The organism is Nitrospira sp. Kam-Ns4a (genome assembly GCF_965152595.1).
The window spans coordinates 699057-712181 of record NZ_OZ224218.1; the positions used below are offsets into that span (position 1 = coordinate 699057).

Here is a 13125-nt window from a genome sequence, read left to right on the forward strand (position 1 = left end):
AGTTTTGCATTATGCATGTTGAGCGTTGAATCGGAGAAGCCTCGACTCATACCGCAACACTCACAACGGTTCGGCCACGCGAGGTTCGCATATGGTGGACATCCGCGAGCTCCTGAAGGTCATGGTCGAGCGCAACGCATCCGACATCTATTTGACCGTAGATCTGCCGCCCATGTACCGGATCGAGGGCGTCACCCAGCCCATCGGGACCACTCCCTTCACGAACGAGGAGCTCGAAGGCCTCGCCCGCGAGATCATGCGGGAGAAGCAGCGGAAGGAGTTCGAGGAGCAGATGGAGATGAACCTTGCGCTCCACTATCCCGAGCTGGGCCGGTTCCGGGTGAACATCTTCCGGCAGCGCGGCAACGTCGGGTTCGTCATCCGGCAGATCAAGGTGGAGATCACGCCGATTGACAAGCTCGGGCTGCCCCCGATCATCAAGGACATCGCGATGAGCAAGCGCGGGTTGGTCCTGTTCGTCGGGGCCACCGGCTCCGGCAAGTCCACCTCGCTCGCAGCGATGATCGACCACCGCAACACCACGGCCCCCGGCCACATCGTCACGATCGAGGACCCGGTGGAGTTCGTCCACCGGCACAAGCAGTCGGTCATCACCCAGCGCGAGGTCGGGTTTGACACCCTCTCGTTCTCGGCCGCGCTCAAGAACACGCTCCGCCAGGCGCCCGACGTCATCCTGATCGGCGAGATCCGCGACACCGAGACCATGGAGGCCGCGATCGCCTTCGCCGAGACCGGCCACCTCTGCCTCGGGACCTTGCACGCGAACAACGCGAACCAGGCGATCGAGCGTATCATGAACTTCTTCCCCGCCCAGCGGCATCCCCAGATCTACCTGCAACTCTCCATGAACCTCCGGGCCATCATCTCGCAGCGGCTGATCCCCGGCGTGGACGGCAAGCGCGTGGCCGCGCTCGAGATCCTCATGGACACGCCGCGGGTGAAGGACCTGATCAAGAAAGGCGAGGTGGACAGCCTCAAGGAGGCGATGGAGCAGGGGGTACAGGAAGGCTGCCAGACCTTCGACCACGTCCTCTTCCAGTTTTACAAGGAAGGCAAGATCAGCCTGGACCAAGCCCTGGCCAATGCGGACAGCGCCAACAACCTGCGGCTCAAGATCAAGCTGGCCGGGTTGTTGAAGGGGGAGGACGAGGAAGGCGCGGGCGTCGCCGCCAAGGACGAGCTGGGCAAGACGCCGGGGTTCCAGATCAAGGGCCTGCCGCCGGGCGGACCGGTGAGAAAATTCTAGCGCAGCGCGTCGAACAACGCGTCCACCCCCCGCGCCGTGCCCAGGATGGTCGGGTGCCCGACCCGCTCGTTGTGGCGGTTCTCCCGGACCCGCTTGAGGTTCAGCACCAGGTTGTGGAAGTCCTCCAGCTTCGCAGTCTCGAAGTAGGTCACGAAGTCCCAGTCGTCCAGCCCCGTCGAGTGGTACAGCTTGCGCCGGACCGTTTTCAGATACCCCAAAGTCGCTTCGGTGTGCTCCTTCATCATCTCTAGACGCGACTCCTCGGAGCTCAGCCACCAGGCCGCATCCTTCTTGATCGGGACCACGATCGCGTAGGGCATCGGCCCCGCGTCCGTCAGCGCCGCCTTCATCTTCGCGCTCAGGTCTTCGAGCTTCGGCAGGTAGTTTAGCGGCTTGGTCAGCCCGTTCAGCGTCTGGGTGTTCCGGAGGTAGTGGCCGAACTCCGTCGCCATCAGATCCACCAGCAGCTCCTGATTCCGGGCCAGCTCGTAGGCGTGTAGCCGGAGGAGAAAGTCCGCGTTCTCCAGCAGGCCCCGCACCAGGTACGTCTCGACCAGCACCGTGTCCGCGTGCCGCGCGAGCACCGCCTTGGCCTCCGCGACGCCCCGGTCCCGCGAGGCGCGGTCGAGTCGGTACCACTCGGGATCAATCCTGAACAGCGCGTAGGTGCCGTAGACGCCCGTGTCCGTGAGGATCTTCGCACGGTCAATCGGGCCCGCTGCCCGAAGCGGCGAGGCCCCGGACAGCGCGAACGCCACGAGGCAGGCTCCGACGATCAGCGCACGCATGCGCGTTCCCATGAGCGACCTCCTTTCCACAGAGAACCGACTGGCACCCGGGAGCGGCAGGGTTCCCTCGGGACCCCGTCGGCTCACGAGCCCGCCAGCGGCTCCTCCTTCAGCCCCTCCAGATAGGCTGCGATCTTGTCCAGGGCAGCCGCGCTCAACTTCTGCCCGTACCAGCGCGGCATGGCGCGCTTAGGGAACCCCGGCACCTCGTAGGCACCGGGATCGAGGACGGACTCGACGATGTATTCCCGCACCGTCTTGGCCTTGCCGCGGTATTTGGGATTGGCCAGGCGCTCCGGTCCGGTAGTCCCCAGCACGAGCTTTGGCCCCACCCGTCCGTCAGCTCCCGGGATGCCGGGGATCGTGTGGCAGACCGCGCAGCCGGCCTTCGTGAAGATGGTGCTGACCGTTTCTTCCCCGGTCACCAGCGGCACCGACTCGGGCGTCACCTGGACCGGCGTCTCGGGCGGCGGCGCCGGGCCCTTTTTCTTCGGCCCGAGGTACAGGAACGACAACAGCATGAGCCCCAGCGAGATCGTGACGACGATCAGGGTCCACTCCTGCTCGGTGCGCGGCCGCTTGGGGCCACGCTCGGCGTCCTTGACCGGTTCCATTAGGTCCCGTGGGCCGCCCGGTCGGTGGCCACCGCCTCCGTCCCTCCCCCGATCGCCTGCCGGCAGGCCTCCGTCAGCCGCGCCAGCCCTGCGCTGACCCGGACCGGATAGGGCCGGCTCACCTCCAGCCGTCGCAGGCGCGCCGGGAGCGCGGCCCGCTCATGGGCCGCGTGCCGGCGGCTTTCCGCGAGCGTCGGCAGCGGGGCGACCGGCCGGCCCCGCGCAGCACCGGGCGCAGCAGGGGCCGCCCGCGGACGGGCTCCCCTTCCAGCGCCAGCACGTCCTCGAGCAACCGCCCGTCGCGCTCGCGCCGGTACACCTGCTTCCGGCCGGGAAAGGTCTGCTTCCCGGGGCTGAGCTTGAGCGCGGGGACCCAGCGCCCGTCGCGCTCGACTTCGCTCAGCTTGTAGACCGAGTCCAGGCTCGGCGCATCGCCGGAGACGCTCAGGTCGGTACCCACGCCGAACGCGTCAATCGGCGCCCGCTGGCGGAGGACCTCGGCCACCCGGGCCTCCGTGAGGTTCCCGCTCGCGAAGATCTGCACGTCGTGCAGGCGCTGGGCGTCGAGGATCCGCCGCACGCGCCGGCTCAGCTCCGCCAGGTCCCCGCTGTCGAGCCGGACGCCCCCGAGGCGGCGCCCGCGGCGCGCCAGCTCCCGGGCCACCTGCCCAGCCCGCCGGGCGCCTTCCAGCGTATCATACGTATCGATCAGGAGGGTGGTCCCCTCCGGAAAGGTCTCCACGAAGGCGCGAAAGGCGTCCAGCTCGGAGGCGTAGGCCTGGACGAACGCGTGCGCCATCGTCCCGAAGATCGGGAGCCCGTAGAGCTGTCCGGCCAGCACACTCGAGGTCCCGACGCATCCTGCGAGGTAGGCGCTGCGGGCGGCCTTGACCGCCGCGTCCAGGCCCTGTGCCCGGCGCTGCCCGAACTCCACGACCGGGCGGCCCTGCGCGGCCTCCACGACCCGGGCGGCTTTCGACGCAATCAGCGTTTGGAACGTCACCGTGTTCACCAGGAAGGTCTCCACGAGCTGGGCTTCCACGAGCGTCGCCGTCACGCGCAGCACCGGCTCGTTCGCGAAGAAGACGGTCCCTTCCGGCATCGCGTCCACGTCCCCGCGGAACCGCAGCCGGCTCAGGTACGCCAGGAACGGCTCGGCAAACAGCCGCGTGGCGCGCAGGTAGCGGATCGCTTCGGCGCCGAACGAGAGGCGGGTCAGGTAGAACAGCGCCTGCTCCAGGCCGGCGAAAATCAGATACGAGCGCTGGGGCGGCAGCCGCCGGACGAACAGGTCGAAGGTGGCCCGGTCCCGGGGCCGGTGCTCGAAATAGCTGGCGGCCATGGTCAGCTCGTACAGGTCCGTGAGCAGCGCCATGTTCTCTTCGGTGACGAAGCCTGGTCGCATGGGGCTGCCTATCTCAGAAGGGGAACTCGTGGCGAGACGGGGCAGGCGCCGCGGGCCCGCGGCGCCCTTCGCAAGATCACTTTGGCGCGTCCATCGCGCACCGGAATCCGATCGTTTGATCCTCGTAGGAAGGCTCGGCGACAAACCGGGCGGTCACCCGCAGGTTGCGGGGCGGGTCGTTCCAGCTCCCGCCGCGGAAGACCTTGCGGTCCCCGCTCACAGGTCCGGTTGGATTGTCCTTGGGGCTCTTGCTGTAATAATCGCGCTCGTACCAATCGGCCACCCATTCCGCTGCATTGCCCGCCATATGGTACAGGCCGTAGGGGCTGCGCCCTCCCTGCTTCGTGCCGTGGCGCACGCTCATCCCCGCGATGCCGCTCTTGACTGGTGCCAGCGTGATCGGATAGCTCACCCACTGGCCGCGGTTGTAGTTGGCGATGTCCACGAACGGCTGCATGTGCCCCCAAGGATAGCGCCGTCCGTCCGTCCCGCGGGCAGCCTTCTCCCACTCGGCCTCCGTCGGCAACCGCTTGCCCGCCCACTTGCAGTAGGCCTCGGCCGCCGTCCAGGTCACGCCGACCACCGGGCGATCGCCCGCCGTCGCGACCGCCTCGTCGTCCCAGAGCGAGGGAGGATCGTATTTGGTCTCCTCCAGGAACTTCGCGTAGAGAGCGATCGTGACCTCGAACTGATCAATGTAGTAGGGCTTCAGACAGACGGTGTGCTCGGGGCTCTCGTTGGGAAAGCCCTGGAACTGCTCCGTTCCCACGTTGTCCGTGCCCATTTTGAAGCAGCCTTCGGGGATCAGAATCATCGGCGCGCCGTCCTTCCCCATCGGAATCCCCTCCTGATCGGAGGCACCCGCGCTGTCCTTGCCATCGGGCTGCCCGCCAGCCCCCAGGGTCAGGGTCCCGGCCAGGATCAGGACGCCGGCCTGCAGGATCGTTCTGGTCACGCTTCTCATCGCCGCCCCCCGCTCATGAAAGCTCCGGAGTGAAGGATGGATCGGCCGGAAGAGATCCGGCCTCAGGAAATGCAAGTATGAGGATGGGTCAAATGCGGGCGGAAGTCAACACCTCTGGACGGAGCGGCAGGAGCCGCTCGCCACAGGATCGGGGGCTCGCGGCCGCGCAAGCGAGGTGGCGTCCCCAACGGGATTTGAACCCGTGTTGCCGGCTTGAAAGGCCGGCGTCCTAGGCCTGGCTAGACGATGGGGACGACCGTTGGTGATGGATGATGCCAGCAATGACCGTCCAGGAAGTCCGCCGTGCGCCCATACAGTAATGCAAACAAGCTGAAATCGCAACCGGGAACCGCGCCGGCGGTCGGGGCTCCTTGCGCAGCGCCCGGCGATCTGCTAAGAACTGCTGCGCCGCAGCCAGGGTCTGCCCCCGTGAGCGCGGTGCCGACTGGGAGTCACACGATGGGTGGCCGTACAGCCCGGGAGCTCTGCACCGCCGCCTGCTGCGCTGCGGTCTTCCTCTCCGCGTGGCTGCCCCCCCGTTCGGCTGGCGAGGGTCCCCAGGCCGGCCCGACCCTGCAGTTCGACCTCCCCGGAGGAAGCGAGACCGGCCCACTCGCCCCGGGACAGGCCTTCGCCCTGTCGGTCCGCTTGATGGAGTGGAAGTCCACCGGCGCGGAAGAGCTCGTGGCCATCTTCGAGAGCCCCGCCTTCCCCAGAAGGCTCGCGCCCCTGCTGCCCGATGGGCCCTCAGGGGCCCCTGTCACATCCGTGGTGTTCGAGCCTCGGCCCTTCGCGGTGGGGATGGATGACCGCGCCCTGCGGATTGAGGTCGCCATCGCCCGCCTCCGGGGGATGCGCATCGAGCCGGTGCTCAAGCGCACGGTGTACCTCACGGTCGGAACTCAGCCCCCTGCGACACGCCCCGACGCGGCCGACCCCGCGCCCAGCGCGGACAAGCCAGCGCCCATGCCGGATCCCGCCTCGGCCCCTGAGCAGCCAGCGGCCCAGGGCCAGCCCGTCCTGCCCCCCGAGGAGGTGCAAGAGGAGGATCTCGGCAGCGGTTCTCCCGCGGCCCAAAGCCCGGTGTACTGGAGAGCGGTTCGGGAAGCGCTGAGCCGACGCTGGCAACATCAACTCGCGCAGATCGGGTCGCGCGCTGCCGCCCGCGGCCTTCGCGTCCGGTTCAGACTCTACGCCGACGGGTTCGCGCAACTGATCCAAGTCGAGCGCAGTTCAGGAGACCCCAGGGTGGACGAGGCCGGCCTGCAGGCGGTGCTCGCCTCTCTGCCCTTCCCCCCCTTCCCGCCCGCCGTCCGCGAGTCCTCGGTCGAGGTCCATCTCGATTTGCCAGGCGCTCGGCGCTGAGCCCGCGCCCCTTCCTAGCCCGGCGGCTCCGCGGGGCCTGCGTCTTCCCGGCCCAGGAGCGCGCGAATTCTGGCGATCAGTACTTCGACCGTGAAAGGCTTGGGCAGGTAGTGGGCAGCCACCCGGGCGATCCGTTCTGGGTCGCCGCCACTGGGGAAGTGGCCGGACATGAAGAGCACCTTCACCTCGGGATGGGCCACCGCGAGGCGTTCGGCCAGCTCGAGCCCGTCCATGCCGGACATTTGGACGTCCGTGAGGACGAGATGGATCGGCTCCCAGTTGTGCGACAGCAGTTCAAGAGCTTCCGCGCCGTCTGAGGCTTGCAGGACCGTATACCCGAACTGCTCGAGCGCGGATTGGAGCCATTGCCGGATCATGGGCTCGTCATCCACCACCAGGATCGTGCCCCGATCCAGCGCCGGCGGCTGGAAGAGCGTCCCGCGGTCATGGATGGGCCCGCACCCGGTCTGGCGGCGCTCGTGCCGCCGCCGTTCCCCCTGTCGCCGGTCGGCCATCCGGCGATCCTCGCCGCCTCGGCAGACTCCCCGCCGCTCGCCCACTCGGCGCTCCGACCGGCGCCGGTCCTGTCCGGTCCTCCGGTCCCGGCCTGACCGCTTCTCCTCAATCTCCATGGAATGGCCTCCACCAGGGATCGTGCGTTGAATGGGGCCCGAGTCGCTCACTCGGCCGTCGCAAGCGGCAGGCCTACGTACCCCTCGGGGGTGTAAGTCAGCGGCGACTGCGCGCCATTGGTCATGAGTGGGACCGCGTCGGAAATGTACGCGTCGAGTTCCGCGACAGTGACCCGCCGGTCCTTATTGAGATCGCCTTTGCCTTCGGCACCGAGCCCCGTGACCAGCGCGAAAGCGAAGGCGCCGCGCCCCCAGCGCTCGTACTCCTGCGACAGCTCCCGTCCACGGGTCGCCGCGAACACCGCCGCGTTGAACTCCTGCAGGTCCTTCACGAGCCGGTCGCCGTCCAGCGGGCCGACCTTGGCCTCGGTCGCCAGCTCGGCGCGGCTGACGTCCAGAAAGATGACCTTCTTCATTGGAAGCTCCAGAACCGGCTTCAGATCGTGCCAGGTGATCGCCCGGGCCAGGCCGGACGTGCCGGCGCTATGCAACGCGGCGTCGGCCGGCAGGAACACGAAGCTGCCGGCGGCATCACGCACCCCCTGTCCCGCGAGGAACAACACCAGCAGATCCGGCCGGCCTGGCCCAGCAGGGCGAGCTGGCGGAGGATGTTCTCATGGGTCGGGGCCATGCGGCTGCTCGACGAGTCCTGAGGGGCAGGTGGCCCGTCCGTCAGCCGGAAGGCACGGACCTCGCGGAACAGCTTGCCCGCCTGCTGCTCGAAGGCCTTCCCCACCGCCTCGGCGTCCGCCGCGGCATAGGCGAGTGAAGGGATCGCACGGTCCTGATAGATATTGATCCCGATGGCGATGACCCACAAGGTGGGCAGGTGACGGGCCGCCGCATCCCGCCGGGGCGGCGGGGCGGTCACCCGGAGCGTCCGGCGCATGTCGGCGAAGCCGTTCGAGGCCACCACTTCCAGCACATTCACCCCGGGTTCGAGCCGCACGGGGATCGAGAGGTCTGTAGCCCGCTGTCCGGCGGGGAGCGGAAGCGCGGCGAGGACGGTCGTGCCCCCGATCGGCCGCGGCGCGGCCGCGGCGCCCGCCTCAGCGACCTGCGCCCCGTTCACATAGACCCGGACCGACTGGATCGGGCGATGCCCGTCCTCCACTCGGATGGAGAGCGTGGCCTCCGGCGCGGGCAGCGTCGCGCCGTCGGCCGGCGCCTGCACCGTCACCCGTGGCGGCTCGATACCATGGAACCGGAGGTCGGGCCCGGCTGGCGGCCCGTCTTTCGTCCCGCCGAGGCCCTGGGCCAACGCCTGCGTGCTACTGCCGAGCCGGAGCGCCGCTTCAACGACTTCCGGGCGATAGAGCGTGGGGCGAAAGCGATCCAGCCCATACACGCGGGAGCCGATCCGCACACTCATGTCCGCATCCCCTCCGACCGAGGCCTTGTAGTACCCCTGAGGGGTGAGCACGATCCACTCGCCGTCGCGAAACCCGACGAGCGTCGCGATTGGAAGGCCGCTCTGGAGCTCCCAGAGCCGCATCGTGCCGTCGAGGCTGCCGGATAAGACCAGGCAGCCGTCACCACGCCTTGGTGCCCGCTGAAGGAGCGGACTTCCTGCCCGGTCGCCACGTCCCAGAGCTTGAGCGTCTGGTCCTCGCTCGCCGAGAGCGCCTGCCGCCCGTCCGGCGAGAAGGCCACCGCTATGACCCCGCCCGCATGGCCCAACGGCACGAAGACCTCGCCGGGCTCATCCGAGACATGGGCTCCGGCCCGCCCGGCCAAGGCCAGCATCCCGCCCAGCAGCGCCGTCGCCAGCGCCCCCGCCGTCCCTACCCGGCGCAGCGCCTGCCCGGCTCCTCTGGAGCGCCCCCCTCTCATCGCTTGATCCTGACGATGATCGCGCCCATGACGTCACCCTTCTTGAAGTCGCGCTTCGGGCTGTTCGGATGGGCGTTGTGGCAATCCACGCAGGATTGGACAATCGCGAAGTCGGCCGACAGGCCCTTGAACTGGTCGCCGTCGACGAAGGTCACGATCTTCTGCTGGGGATTGGCGATCATCTTCTCGAGCGCGTCGGCTTCCGCCTGGGTCTTCGGAAGATTCGACTTGTACACGGGCGTGAGGCCGATGAGCCCGATCTCGAAGCTGCCGATGTCCGCGCCCGCTACCTTGACGAACTGGGCCGGCAGGGGAATCGCGTGGACATCCTTGACCCACTCTTCTTTGGGCAGGACGCCGGAGTCCTTGACATGGTCCACCACGAGGAGGACGTAGGCGGTCCGAAAGGCCTTCACCGTTTCCAGGATGTACCGCGCAAGCTGATCGTAGGTGACCTGGGCCCCTCCGCCAGTCGGCGCCCCGAGCCCGAGGGCCAGCGCCAACAACCCGACGCCCGCCGGCCATCGCATCTTGCGCATCGTGCGAATCGTGCGCATCCCACTCGTCCCGCCGGCCTCGCCGATCGCGCGTGTCATGGATTCCTCCCCGCCGCCTCGTCGCCCCGGCCTGGTCCGGACACAGGGCAGAGACTATTGCAGAGCCGGGTACGCGCGTCAAGTGCAACATGGGCGAGACCTCGGCAACAGGCGGGAGGGGACTGCCCGGACGCCGGTGCGTGGCGGGTGGGAGCAAACTGATGCGGATTAGGCGCGCGGGCCGGCGATCGCGAACTCGCCCAGGTGCCGGGCGCACTCTTCCGCAGACAGGGGCGGGCTGAAGAGAAAGCCCTGCATCTCGAAGCAACGCTGCATGCAGAGGAAATCGGCCTGTTGCGGCTCCTCCACCCCTTCAGCGGTCACCTGGAGCCTCAGGGACCTCACCAACATGATGATGGCCTTCACGATCGAGACGTCCCGGTCGTCGCCCGGGATCGAGCGCAGGAACGCACGGTCAATCTTCACGCGGTCCACCGGGAGGTGCTTGAGGTAGCTGAGCGACGAGTAGCCGGTCCCGAAGTCGTCAATGGACAGCCGGATGCCCCGCTCGTGCAGGGCCTGCAGCGTCGAGAGGATCTCCGGGGAATGCTGCATGAGGAGGCTCTCCGTCAACTCCAGCTCGAGCCGGCGCGGATCGAAGCCCGTCTCCCGGAGCGTTCGGGTGATCGTGGCGAGCAGGTCGCCCTGCGCGAACTGGCGGCGGGACAGGTTGACCGCCAGGCGGAGCGACGGGCGGCCGGCCGTCTGCCAGGTCTTGACCTGCGCGCAGGCCGTGCGCAGGACCCATTCGCCGATCGGGACGATCAGGCCGGTCTCTTCCGCCAGGGGGACGAACAGGTCGGGCGGCACGAGCCCTCGCTCGGGGTGCTGCCAGCGCAGCAGGGCTTCGACGCCGACAATGGCGCCGGTCCGGACGTCCAGCAGCGGTTGATAGTGCAGAACCAGCTCGCTCCGCGCGAGCGCCTGCCGCAACTGCATCTCCAGAGCCAGCCGCTCGGCGGTCCGCTGGTTCAGTTCCGCCGAATAGAACCGGAAGCTGCTCCCGTTCTGCTTGGCGGCGTGCATCGCCGCGTCGGCGGCGGCGACCAGGCGATCGAGGTCGGCGGCGTCCGCCGGGGACAGCGCGACCCCCACGCTGCCCGTCACGTGGAGCTCCTGCCCATCCACGACCAGGGGAGCCGCCAGCGCATCGAGCAGACGGCGGGCGACCTCGGCGGCGTCATTCGCGCCGCCGAGGTCCTCCACGATCACAGCGAATTCGTCGCCGCCCGGTCGAGCCACGACATCGGCCACCCGCAGGCATCCCCGTAACCGCTCCGCGACGGCCGCGAGCAGCCGGTCCCCGGCCGCATGGCCGAGCGAGTCGTTGATGAGCGTGAAGCGGTCCAGGTCGAGGGCGTAGAGGGCCATCGCCCGGCCCGTCCGCTGCGCGCGGGCCAGCGCCTTCCGCAGCAGGTCCAGGAACAGCCGCCGGTTGGGCAAGCCCGTCAGCGGATCGTAGTGCGCCAGCGTCTCGAGCGAGGTCTCGGTCCGCGTGTGTTGGGTGCGCGCCTGCGCCAAGCGGACCGAGGCCCACAGGGCGAAGGCAAGCAACGGCAGCAGCGCGGGCAGCCCAAGCCCGCCGAGGCACCCCAAGAGGCCCAGGGCACCGACCAACCCCAGCGACACGAAGGGCGTCACGCGGTCAAGGCCCGCGACGGCGGGCACGCGCCAGCGCCTACATGGCGGCACAACCTGCTCCTATGTGATCGGGCGGGTCCGGCACGGCCCCGCCCGCAATCGTCACAAGCCTCCAGACCCGTTGTCGGCGGAAGCGGGCCAAAGCTGAAGCGGGGACCCGGCTTGCCTGAGCCGGAGCGACTGTGTCATGCTTCGAGCGCGGCGAGGCGGGTCGTACCAATGGGGCGAACGGAGTCCGCGGAAGCCAAGAAACGCCGGGTCCGAGAGATCTACCGGATACTGGACCGCACCTATCCCGACACTCGGCTGGCCTTGCGGTTCACGACTCCACTCGAGCTGGTGATCGCGCTGATCCTGGCCGCCCAATGCACGGACGAGCGGGTGAACCAGGTCACCGCGGAGCTGTTCAAAAAGTATCGGACGCCCCAGGATTGGGCCGGCCTTGACCGGCGCGTGCTGGAGACGGAGATCCGGAGCACCGGCTTCTACCGCAACAAGGCGAAGGCGATTCAAGAATGCTGCCGGGAGCTGATCAGGCGTTTCGGCGGGACGGTCCCGGACCGGCTGGACGACCTCATCTCGCTGTCTGGCGTGGGGCGCAAGACCGCCAACATCCTCAGAGGCAACGCCTTCGGCCAGCCGGCGATCGGCGTGGACACCCACGTCGGGCGCTTGGCGCAGCGCCTGGGGCTGACGACCCAGACCAATCCGGACAAGATCGAAGCCGAGCTGAATCCGCTCGTCCCGGACCCCCAGAAGGTCCGGTTCTGCCACCTGCTGCAGGCCCACGGGCGAGCGGTCTGCCTGGCGCGCAAGCCGGACTGCCCGGCCTGCCCTGTCAACCGGCTTTGCCCCTACCCGACCCAGACCGCCGCCGCGTCGGGAACGACCCGTGGCGCAAGGCAGGTCCCGCGTCAGGAAGCGTCCCAGCGATCTTAAAAAAACGCGGGCACCCGCCACCCCGATGAGCAGGGAAGGCGCGCCCGCGCCACGATACGCGACCGGCCGGTCTGAGGCAGCGCTTAGCCAGCCTGCGCGGCTACCTTTTCATAATGGTTCTTGAGGAGCTTCAACATCGCATCCACGCTGTTCCGCATCTGCTCGGCCGTCCACTTGGACCCCTCCGGCTGGTTCTCGATCTTGTAGATCTCCCGCAGGACATTGTCACGCGTCTGCATGAGATCGAGGACTGCAGCCAGCGCCTTGGCGTTGTCCTTGTTCTTGCCAATCAGCGCATCCACCTTGGCGATAATCTGATCCACCTGCGCCCGGTAGGCCTTCGCATCCTTTGGGAGATTCTCGACGTTCAGCTCCTCTGCCGCCGCAGAGCCGAAGCCTCCCCACTGCCCCAGCGGGCTGCCAAGCCATGTCCCCAGGCCAGCCAGCACCGCAACCAAGACTACAAGCCCTCGCATCACCGTCCTGCCCATGCCATCCTCCTTTCTCGCAGAGAACCTGTCCTGTCCAAGACGTTTCCCGTTCCCGTCCTTTCCTCCCCCCGGTCCTTTCGAGGGGCCGCAAAGGCGAGTGAGGGTATTAATCAATCTCTTGGCGGTTGTCAATGGGTGGGCGGGCCACCCCCGGGCGAAGTTGAGGCAACGGGACCGAGGCGCGGCCATTCGAGGTGGGATTACTTCGGCCGTGCGACCCACACCGTATTGCCCTGCTTGTCGAAGAGCGTGAGCTGCGGCTCGCCGCCGGCGTCAACCAGGAACTGCCCGCTGACCGTCTGACCGTTCCGCCGCATCATGTAGAGGCCGGTCGCGCCTTCCTTCGTCGCCGTCCAGATCCCACGCACGGTGCCGCTTTCATCGAGCAGCACGAAGGAATTGGCGGAGACAATTCGGGGGGCGGTACTCGGCGCAAAGGCCCAGAGCGGCGGATCCAGCACCAGGACCGCGGCCAGGACACCCCCCAGAAACCCAGCGAGCATGGGAACCAGCAACATGAAGGCTTTCGATTTCACGGTGCCTCCTTGCGTTGATCGGAACGCCTTGGCCCGATGGCCCTCCCTACGGGG

General features: G+C 68.1%; 13 protein-coding genes, 1 tRNA gene and 2 pseudogenes. 3 read left to right on the forward strand and 13 right to left on the reverse strand.

Annotated features, from left to right (window positions below; genetic code table 11):
* The first annotated feature begins 94 nt into the window (after window positions 1–94).
* Window positions 95–1267, forward strand: coding sequence for a PilT/PilU family type 4a pilus ATPase (locus tag ACWHYQ_RS03440; protein ID WP_447975515.1), 1173 nt, complete (start codon window positions 95–97; stop codon window positions 1265–1267).
* On the opposite strand, the gene ACWHYQ_RS03445 is transcribed toward ACWHYQ_RS03440, so the two are convergent.
* The 5 genes and pseudogenes from ACWHYQ_RS03445 to ACWHYQ_RS03465 form a co-directional block, all read right to left on the reverse strand.
* A complete protein-coding gene (locus ACWHYQ_RS03445; RefSeq protein ID WP_447974356.1) occupies window positions 1264–2067 on the reverse strand; it encodes a chlorite dismutase family protein in 804 nt (267 codons plus the stop codon). The genes ACWHYQ_RS03440 and ACWHYQ_RS03445 overlap by 4 nt on opposite strands.
* 71 nt (window positions 2068–2138) lie before the next feature.
* Window positions 2139–2669 carry a c-type cytochrome gene (locus tag ACWHYQ_RS03450; RefSeq protein WP_447974357.1) on the reverse strand — a complete coding sequence of 177 codons (531 nt, stop codon included), beginning with the start codon at window positions 2667–2669 and terminating at the stop codon, window positions 2139–2141.
* A pseudogene (locus ACWHYQ_RS03455) lies at window positions 2669–4044 on the reverse strand (nicotinate phosphoribosyltransferase). The gene ACWHYQ_RS03450 and the pseudogene ACWHYQ_RS03455 overlap by 1 nt, the downstream one beginning before the upstream one ends.
* Window positions 4045–4150: 106 nt before the next feature.
* Window positions 4151–5029 (reverse strand): formylglycine-generating enzyme family protein, encoded by an 879-nt coding sequence (locus tag ACWHYQ_RS03460; RefSeq protein WP_447974358.1) that lies wholly within the window; start codon window positions 5027–5029, stop codon window positions 4151–4153.
* 185 nt (window positions 5030–5214) lie between these two features.
* Window positions 5215–5292 (reverse strand) — tRNA-Glu (locus ACWHYQ_RS03465).
* 205 nt (window positions 5293–5497) lie between these two features.
* Between ACWHYQ_RS03465 and ACWHYQ_RS03470 the strand changes: the two genes are divergently transcribed.
* Window positions 5498–6403 (forward strand): TonB C-terminal domain-containing protein, encoded by a 906-nt coding sequence (locus ACWHYQ_RS03470; RefSeq protein ID WP_447974359.1) that lies wholly within the window; start codon window positions 5498–5500, stop codon window positions 6401–6403.
* 14 nt (window positions 6404–6417) lie between these two features.
* Here ACWHYQ_RS03470 and ACWHYQ_RS03475 read toward each other — a convergent pair whose 3' ends face one another.
* From ACWHYQ_RS03475 to ACWHYQ_RS03500, 6 genes and pseudogenes are all read right to left on the reverse strand, one after another.
* Window positions 6418–7035, reverse strand: a complete 618-nt coding sequence (locus ACWHYQ_RS03475) for a response regulator (protein ID WP_447974360.1) — start codon at window positions 7033–7035, stop codon at window positions 6418–6420.
* A 47-nt stretch (window positions 7036–7082) separates the two neighbouring features.
* Complete coding sequence (locus ACWHYQ_RS03480; RefSeq protein ID WP_447974361.1) at window positions 7083–7451, reverse strand: hypothetical protein; 369 nt, start codon at window positions 7449–7451, stop codon at window positions 7083–7085.
* A 20-nt stretch (window positions 7452–7471) separates the two neighbouring features.
* Complete coding sequence (locus ACWHYQ_RS03485) at window positions 7472–8530, reverse strand: Ig-like domain-containing protein (RefSeq protein ID WP_447974362.1); 1059 nt, start codon at window positions 8528–8530, stop codon at window positions 7472–7474.
* 101 nt (window positions 8531–8631) lie between these two features.
* A pseudogene (locus ACWHYQ_RS03490) lies at window positions 8632–8868 on the reverse strand (hypothetical protein); the annotation flags it as partial.
* Window positions 8865–9464 carry a c-type heme family protein gene (locus tag ACWHYQ_RS03495; RefSeq protein ID WP_447974363.1) on the reverse strand — a complete coding sequence of 200 codons (600 nt, stop codon included), beginning with the start codon at window positions 9462–9464 and terminating at the stop codon, window positions 8865–8867. The gene ACWHYQ_RS03495 and the pseudogene ACWHYQ_RS03490, both read right to left, overlap by 4 nt.
* A gap of 168 nt (window positions 9465–9632) precedes the next feature.
* Window positions 9633–11156: a putative bifunctional diguanylate cyclase/phosphodiesterase gene (locus ACWHYQ_RS03500; protein WP_447974364.1), complete on the reverse strand. Its 1524-nt coding sequence runs from the start codon at window positions 11154–11156 to the stop codon at window positions 9633–9635.
* 168 nt (window positions 11157–11324) lie between these two features.
* Between ACWHYQ_RS03500 and nth the strand changes: the two genes are divergently transcribed.
* The gene (gene nth / locus ACWHYQ_RS03505) at window positions 11325–12044 is read left to right on the forward strand and encodes an endonuclease III (RefSeq protein ID WP_447974365.1); all 720 of its coding nucleotides are present in this window, start codon (window positions 11325–11327) and stop codon (window positions 12042–12044) included.
* 83 nt (window positions 12045–12127) lie between these two features.
* On the opposite strand, the gene ACWHYQ_RS03510 is transcribed toward nth, so the two are convergent.
* Together ACWHYQ_RS03510 and ACWHYQ_RS03515 are read right to left on the reverse strand one after the other, a co-directional pair.
* Window positions 12128–12535, reverse strand: coding sequence for a hypothetical protein (locus ACWHYQ_RS03510; RefSeq protein ID WP_447974366.1), 408 nt, complete (start codon window positions 12533–12535; stop codon window positions 12128–12130).
* A 200-nt stretch (window positions 12536–12735) separates the two neighbouring features.
* Window positions 12736–13071 carry a hypothetical protein gene (locus ACWHYQ_RS03515; RefSeq protein WP_447974367.1) on the reverse strand — a complete coding sequence of 112 codons (336 nt, stop codon included), beginning with the start codon at window positions 13069–13071 and terminating at the stop codon, window positions 12736–12738.
* Window positions 13072–13125: the final 54 nt, after the last annotated feature.

Excerpts from the sequence above, each read along its gene's own strand:
- ACWHYQ_RS03480 (WP_447974361.1), bottom strand. The coding sequence starts at position 7,451 with ATGAAGAAGGTCATCTTTCTGGACGTCAGCCGCGCCGAGCTGGCGACC.
- ACWHYQ_RS03485 (WP_447974362.1), bottom strand. The coding sequence starts at position 8,530 with ATGCGGCTCTGGGAGCTCCAGAGCGGCCTTCCAATCGCGACGCTCGTC.
- ACWHYQ_RS03495 (WP_447974363.1), bottom strand. The coding sequence starts at position 9,464 with ATGACACGCGCGATCGGCGAGGCCGGCGGGACGAGTGGGATGCGCACG.
- ACWHYQ_RS03470 (WP_447974359.1), top strand. The coding sequence starts at position 5,498 with ATGGGTGGCCGTACAGCCCGGGAGCTCTGCACCGCCGCCTGCTGCGCT.
- ACWHYQ_RS03445 (WP_447974356.1), bottom strand. The coding sequence starts at position 2,067 with ATGGGAACGCGCATGCGTGCGCTGATCGTCGGAGCCTGCCTCGTGGCG.
- nth (WP_447974365.1), top strand. The coding sequence starts at position 11,325 with ATGGGGCGAACGGAGTCCGCGGAAGCCAAGAAACGCCGGGTCCGAGAG.
- ACWHYQ_RS03510 (WP_447974366.1), bottom strand. The coding sequence starts at position 12,535 with ATGGGCAGGACGGTGATGCGAGGGCTTGTAGTCTTGGTTGCGGTGCTG.
- ACWHYQ_RS03450 (WP_447974357.1), bottom strand. The coding sequence starts at position 2,669 with ATGGAACCGGTCAAGGACGCCGAGCGTGGCCCCAAGCGGCCGCGCACC.
- ACWHYQ_RS03475 (WP_447974360.1), bottom strand. The coding sequence starts at position 7,035 with ATGGAGATTGAGGAGAAGCGGTCAGGCCGGGACCGGAGGACCGGACAG.